Origin of the sequence: Mycolicibacterium vaccae NBRC 14118 = CIP 105934 (assembly GCF_001552715.1) — a bacterium.
GTDB classification, from domain to species: Bacteria; Actinomycetota; Actinomycetes; order Mycobacteriales; family Mycobacteriaceae; genus Mycobacterium; species Mycobacterium vaccae.
The window spans coordinates 1-5,669 of sequence record NZ_BCRS01000245.1 but is presented as its reverse complement, the minus strand read 5'-3'; the positions used below and the strand labels follow the sequence as shown (position 1 = coordinate 5,669).

The 5,669-nt window shown below is 69.5% G+C and carries 6 protein-coding genes; 2 read left to right on the top strand and 4 right to left on the bottom strand.

Annotated features, from left to right (window positions below; all coding sequences use genetic code 11):
- Window positions 1–155: 155 nt before the first annotated feature.
- Window positions 156–1,019: an EspK C-terminal domain-containing protein gene (locus tag MVA01S_RS28250; RefSeq protein ID WP_003930728.1), complete on the top strand. Its 864-nt coding sequence runs from the start codon at window positions 156–158 to the stop codon at window positions 1,017–1,019.
- A gap of 15 nt (window positions 1,020–1,034) precedes the next feature.
- Window positions 1,035–2,048, top strand: a complete 1,014-nt coding sequence (locus MVA01S_RS28245; protein ID WP_040541481.1) for an ESX-1 system-associated protein — start codon at window positions 1,035–1,037, stop codon at window positions 2,046–2,048.
- On the opposite strand, the gene MVA01S_RS28240 is transcribed toward MVA01S_RS28245, so the two are convergent.
- The 4 genes from MVA01S_RS28240 to MVA01S_RS28225 form a co-directional block, all read right to left on the bottom strand.
- A complete protein-coding gene (locus MVA01S_RS28240) occupies window positions 2,049–2,360 on the bottom strand; it encodes a WXG100 family type VII secretion target (protein ID WP_003930726.1) in 312 nt (103 codons plus the stop codon).
- Complete coding sequence (locus MVA01S_RS28235; RefSeq protein ID WP_255251725.1) at window positions 2,357–2,932, bottom strand: hypothetical protein; 576 nt, start codon at window positions 2,930–2,932, stop codon at window positions 2,357–2,359. The genes MVA01S_RS28240 and MVA01S_RS28235 overlap by 4 nt, the downstream gene beginning before the upstream one ends.
- A 143-nt stretch (window positions 2,933–3,075) precedes the next feature.
- A complete protein-coding gene (eccD, locus tag MVA01S_RS28230; RefSeq protein WP_040541400.1) occupies window positions 3,076–4,602 on the bottom strand; it encodes a type VII secretion integral membrane protein EccD in 1,527 nt (508 codons plus the stop codon).
- Window positions 4,599–5,669: MinD/ParA family ATP-binding protein (locus MVA01S_RS28225; RefSeq protein WP_060941788.1), on the bottom strand; the 1,071-nt coding region annotated here is incomplete at its 5' end. The genes eccD and MVA01S_RS28225, both read right to left, overlap by 4 nt.

Genomic DNA, 5,669 nt, shown 5'->3' with positions numbered 1-5,669 from the left:
CCGGGCCCGCCCCGGTGGGCCCACCCGCGTCGAGCGGTCCACCGGCAGCACCCCCGGTTCCGCTCGCCCCGCCGACCACCCCTGCCCCGCCCGCACCGCCTCCGCCAGCCGCTCCCGGCGCAGCCGCGGCCGGAGTAGGCCCAGGTGTGGCACCAATGTCGACGTCCAACGCCAGCGGTACCGCCGCCGCTGCACCCGTCCCGGTGTCCGCTGCCCGCGCGGAACGCGACGCAGCGCTGTCCGCCTCGACGGCCGGCGCTGTACGCCGCAAGACCAACGGCGCCGATCCCCTCCAGCGGGCCCGTCATATCGGCGCCGCGCTGAACGTCGGCGTCATGGATTTCGGCTTCTGCTGGGTCACCGGCGTCACCACCGACGGCACGATCATCGTCGCCAACAGCTACGGCCTGGCCTACATCCCCGACGGGATCGCACTGCCCGAGCAGGTGCGCATGGCCACCGCCGACGAGACGATCCCGGCCGCTGAACGCGCGAAGTGGGCCACCTACCCGATCCTGGCCCTGCAAGGCTGGGCCCACCACCACAACCACCAGTTGCGCGCAGTCGTCGCCACCGAGGAGCAGTTCGCCAATTTCGACCCCGGCGTCGCCAAGATCATTCTGACCCAGGACGACATCCCCGACACCGGACTGACTCAGGGCCGCAGCCGCCTGGAGGTCATCTCGCCGACCGCGGCTCAACAGCTCAGCGCCGTCAGCGATTTCGGGCTCAACGACCTGTTGCCCCCTGCCGGCGCCGACATCGCAGCTCCTCCCGACGAGACCGCCCGGCTGTGGTTCGAGGTGTCCAAACCCCTGATGAGCACCAACCCTCAGCGCAGCGTTCCGCATCTGAAGGCGTTCATCGCCTACGCCGCGCACGCCCAGGAGCTCGCCCTCTACAACGCCCATACCTCGCCCGAGCCGGCGGATCAGCGCCGAGCCATCGCCGACTGGGTGTACTGGCAGCACCTCGAAGTCCTCATCGCCGACGCCGTCGGCGCCGATTCAGCCGTGTAGGTACCGTCGGTGGAGATGACTCAGCCGAGACGTCTCAACCCGGTACTCCTGGCAGGCGCCCTCCTCGCAATCGTCGGCCTCGTGGTCGCGACATTGTGGATCTCGGATCGCGATTCCACCCCACCGCCCCCACCTGCGGCACCGGCACCGCCGCCTGGCCCGACGGTCGACGCCGCCGAGTTCGCGAGCGCACAGGACGAAGACCCGGTCTCCATCGTCACCGAGGAACCCACCTGCCCGGAATGGGAACGGGTCACCGCCGCGCTGAACACCGAACTCGGCAACGGCTGGCACCGCCGTGACCCCGCGATTCCGGGCAGCGAGTGGACGCAGGACCAACGCCGGCAGTTCGAGGCCGTCGCCGCGGCGATGCGGGTGGCCGCCGACAGGACTGTCCCCCTGGCCAAACAGACGCCCCACCGCGTCATGCGCGAGCTGTACGAACAGGCCATCGCCTACTGGCACGCTTACGCCGACGCCGTCGCTGACTACCGCCCCGCAGCAGACCAGTTGGCACTGACCGCGATCAGCGCCACTGAGTCAATCCAGTCCATCTGTGCAGCAATCGATTTCGGAGCAGCAGCAGCCCGATCCGCCCTGGTCTTACCGGGTCCTCCCCCGGTACCGGAAGGCACGCTGGCCGACCCGGACCGGCCACCCCGATTCATCGCCGGCCCTTCGGCCTTCTGCGACGAGTGGACTGCGATGGCGATCGAGTACGACGCCCAGACCCGCGAATGGCGCGACCGGCACGACCCGAATGTCCCCGCCTCCCAACGCTCTCCGGAGCTTCGAGAGCTCGGCGACAAGACCGCCCGCCTCATGCAGCAGAACGCCGACCAGTCCCAGCTGCTCGGGCTCCTGAGCGGCAACCTGACCGCCGCGGACTTCGCCGCACTGTCGTCGCACTACCGACGCGCGTTCGCCCTGGCGCTGCCGAGCTACGGTCTGCCGGACACCCATCTCGACGACGCCGCTTCGCGCTTGCAGTCCCTGACCGACCACGCCTGCCGGGCCGTCAAGAGGTAGTCACCGAGGCACCGGGATGTCGACCCCGTCAAGGGTTGCGCCGGACGCCTCATCAGTGGCGTCGTACTTGTCAGCCGCACTGCGCAGATCCGAACCGTAAGTGCGCGCCTCGCCGGCGGCCATGGTCATCGCTTCGGCGATCGTCGTCTGCGCAGCGCGGCATGCGGCGGCGGTCTGCAACTGCGGGACGCCTGCCGCGGCGGCGCCCAGCGGGGCGTCTGCCCGCATGTCCGCCATCTGGTCGCCGGCGGCGGAGAAGTCGCCGCCCACCCGGCGCAGCACGCTGGTGTCGACTTCGAGCGGAGCGGTCATAGATCGATCCTGTCTTCCGGTTCCGCGGCACGATGGCGGCCGTGACGCTGCTCGTCCTCCTCAGACCGTTCCCCGGTCTCCGGCGCACGTTCGGCAGCCGGTTCCGCCGCGGCCGCGCCCTCCGACGACGGTGCGACGTCCGTCGAATCCGTTTGCACTTCGCCGCCGCCTTGACCGAACTGGCCCACCATCTGCTGCACCTGCTGCCCGGCCTGCTGGGCGCCCTGCATCACACCCTGCGGCACCGCGGCCACCGCTCCCATCGCCTGCATCGGCATCTGCGCCATCTGCCCCACCATCTGCATGGGTGAGCTCATCGTCTGTCCCGCCGCGCCGGCACCGCCGGCCCCGGAGGCCAGACCCGCGCCGCCGGAACCCGATGCGGGCGCCTCCGGAACGTTCTTCATCTGCTGAGTGATGTTGGCGCCGTTGCGGGCATCGGTGGCCGCATACGCCTGGGCGGCATTGACCACGTTCTTCGCGGTGGTCGTCGCCTGCGCCTTGATCAATGGCAGCTGGGTCATGATCGGCGTCTCGATCGCCGGAATCTGTCCGATGATCGCCGCCGACAACGGGTCCGTCCCCACCGGAATGAACGGGTCCGGCGCCTCCGGCAGTTGCTCCGCCGAACTCGACAGCGCGTTACCGGCTGCGCTGAGCTCTTCGGGATTGACCGAGAGCGGTGGAGGAGTGCCGCCTGTCGTCATATCGCTTCCTAGAACCGTAGGTTTCGCAGCACGTCGTACACCCCGGCGATCCACAGCAGCATCGGGATCACCGCGGCGATGGTCGCGCCGTCCAACAACTCGAGGATCCGCTTCGTCACCGGCGAGATCCGTCGAACGCCGTCACTGGCGCCGACGATGATGACCGCCACCAGCACCAGCGCCGTGTACCCGGCCAGCAGCAGCCACGCCTTGTCCGGATACCACAGGCACAGCCGCACCGTAATTCCCGTCGGGATGGCCACCGCGGCAGCCATCAGCGCCCACGCGCACCAACGTTCGGCGTAGAGCCGCGAGCGGAACCCGCACAGCATCGTCACCAGCCCGGCGACGACCATGCTGTGCACGAAGAAATGGCCCTGCACGATCACGGCGACCGAGCCGACCGCCAGGATCAGGGCGCCCGCGCTGAGGAACCCGATCAGCAAGCGCTTGGCCAGGCGGCTGCGCTCGGTCAGCCGCGCCGCCGAACTGGGCACCGACGCGATGATCGCCTGCCACGTCTCGGACTCCTCCGAGGCATCGGTGGTCGTCACCGGATCCAGCAGCTCGTCGTTGGTCACCGTCTCCCCCGGCGCCGGGATCGGCGGCAACGCGATCCGCGCCGCGGCCACCGTCAGCTTCGCGGCGTTGGTGACCACGATCAGCCCGAAAGCGATGGCGCCCGGCGGAACCCAGTTGTTCCAGCCGTAGCCGAACGCGACGGCGGCGATGGTCGACGCCAGAGCGACGACCGCGAGGAACGCCGCGACCTCCGCCCGCCGGCGCGGACCGCCACGGGTGCCCAGCACCAGCAACAGCACCAGCGCGGCAGCACCGGCAACCTGCGGCGCCCCGAGGGAATCCACTCCCTCCGGCAGCGGAACCGCCAACACCACGGCCCCCGCGAGTGTGACGATCGACGCCACCAAAAGGCTCTCGGCCATGTTCACGTTGTCAAACCGCTTCTGGGCCAGCATGCTCGCGCCCATCAGCGCGACGCCGAGCACCCCGAGCGCCACCGCCCACCACCAGTCACGGCCGGTCGACGCCCATGACAGCACTGCCACCACCGTGATCATCAACGCGGCCAACGGCAGCGCGAGGCCGACGAACCGGTACAACGCGCCCCGGTCGAACTCCGGGGTCTCGTCGAGCACCGCGATCGCGTCGATGACGTCCTCGACCAGTGGTCGGTACCGCTCGGTGCGGCTCACCGACACGACGGTCAGCAGCGATCCGTCGACCACGCCCGCGTCGTCGAGGGAGTCGGTCAGTTTGATCGGCGGCGCCCCCGGCCGCGCGAACGACCACACACCCTGGGTCTTGAAGTCGAAGCCCGCCAACACATCCTGCGGGGTGTCGGCGAGGATGTCGGCCAGCACCGACACCGTCTCGTCGACGTAGGTCTCGATCGGTGCGGCCGACGGCAGCACCAGATCGGTCATCCGCCGGCCGGTCAGGATCGTGACGCGGGTGGTCGACGGGCGCCCAGGGGCGGTGCCCGACGACGTCGGCGGGGCAACCGTTGCGGTCAACGCCGCTCGAGCCTGTCGAAGTCGTCGGACAGCGCCGCGGCGAGTTCGACGATCCTGCGGTGGAAGGTCTTCCCGAGTAGCCCGAGCTGGATCTCGGTGCCCGACGCGATGTGCTTGTCGTGCGGCAATACGATCACCCGGCCCGGGGACACGTGCCGCTCGAACTGCTGCACGAGGTCCTCGACGTCGATGTTCGGCTTGCCCGGGGTCACATGGTTGATCACCACGCACGACCGGCCGAGCAGATCCTGATAGCCGTTCTGGCGCAACCAGTCCATCGTGATCGCGGCCTGACGTGCGCCGTCGATCGATGCGCTCGCCACGATCACCAGGCCGGACACCGTGGACAGCACACCCCGCGCGCCCGGCTGGAAGAGCCCGGCACCACAGTCGGCGAGAACGAGGTTGTAGTAACGCGAGACGATCTCGGTGGCGGCACGCCAGTCCTCGTCGTTGAACTCGCGCCGGGCTGCGCTGTACTCGTCGGAGGACAGCACCTCCAGGTTCGCCGAGTTCATGCTCGTGTAGGCGCGAATGTCGTTGTACCGCTTCAGCTCCTTGTCCGACAACAGGTCGGCGATCGTGGCGGCCGACTGGCGCCCGGCGCGATCGGCGAGATTGCCGCCGTCCGGATCCGCGTCGATGGCCAGGATCCGGTCTCCGCGGATGTCGGACAACGCGGATCCGAGTGCTACCGTCACCGCGGTCTTGCCGACGCCGCCTTTGAGGCCGAAGACGCCGATGTGGTACGAGTCGCGGGCGTTGCGCCGGATCCTGGTGTGCAGGTCGAGTTCGTAGAGCTCGTCCGGCGACAGACCGAGGTTGATCCGGGTCATCACGTAAAGCCAGTGCCGCCAACCCCGTTGGGACGGCATCTTGATCGCGGACCGGACCCCGACATGGGACAACGCATCGATAGCCCGGTGATTCCCCATCGCGGCGGCCGACGTCGGCGCCGCCGCGTGCCTGGGATCGGTGTTCTCGCCGTAGAACTGCGACGGCGGCGGAGCGGGTGCCGGCCGCGGCGCGGGAGCCGGCATCGGGCGCTGCTCGTGGCGGGCACCCGC

Excerpts from the sequence above, each read along its gene's own strand:
- MVA01S_RS28250 (WP_003930728.1), top strand. The coding sequence starts at position 156 with ATGTCGACGTCCAACGCCAGCGGTACCGCCGCCGCTGCACCCGTCCCG.
- MVA01S_RS28245 (WP_040541481.1), top strand. The coding sequence starts at position 1,035 with ATGACTCAGCCGAGACGTCTCAACCCGGTACTCCTGGCAGGCGCCCTC.
- MVA01S_RS28240 (WP_003930726.1), bottom strand. The coding sequence starts at position 2,360 with ATGACCGCTCCGCTCGAAGTCGACACCAGCGTGCTGCGCCGGGTGGGC.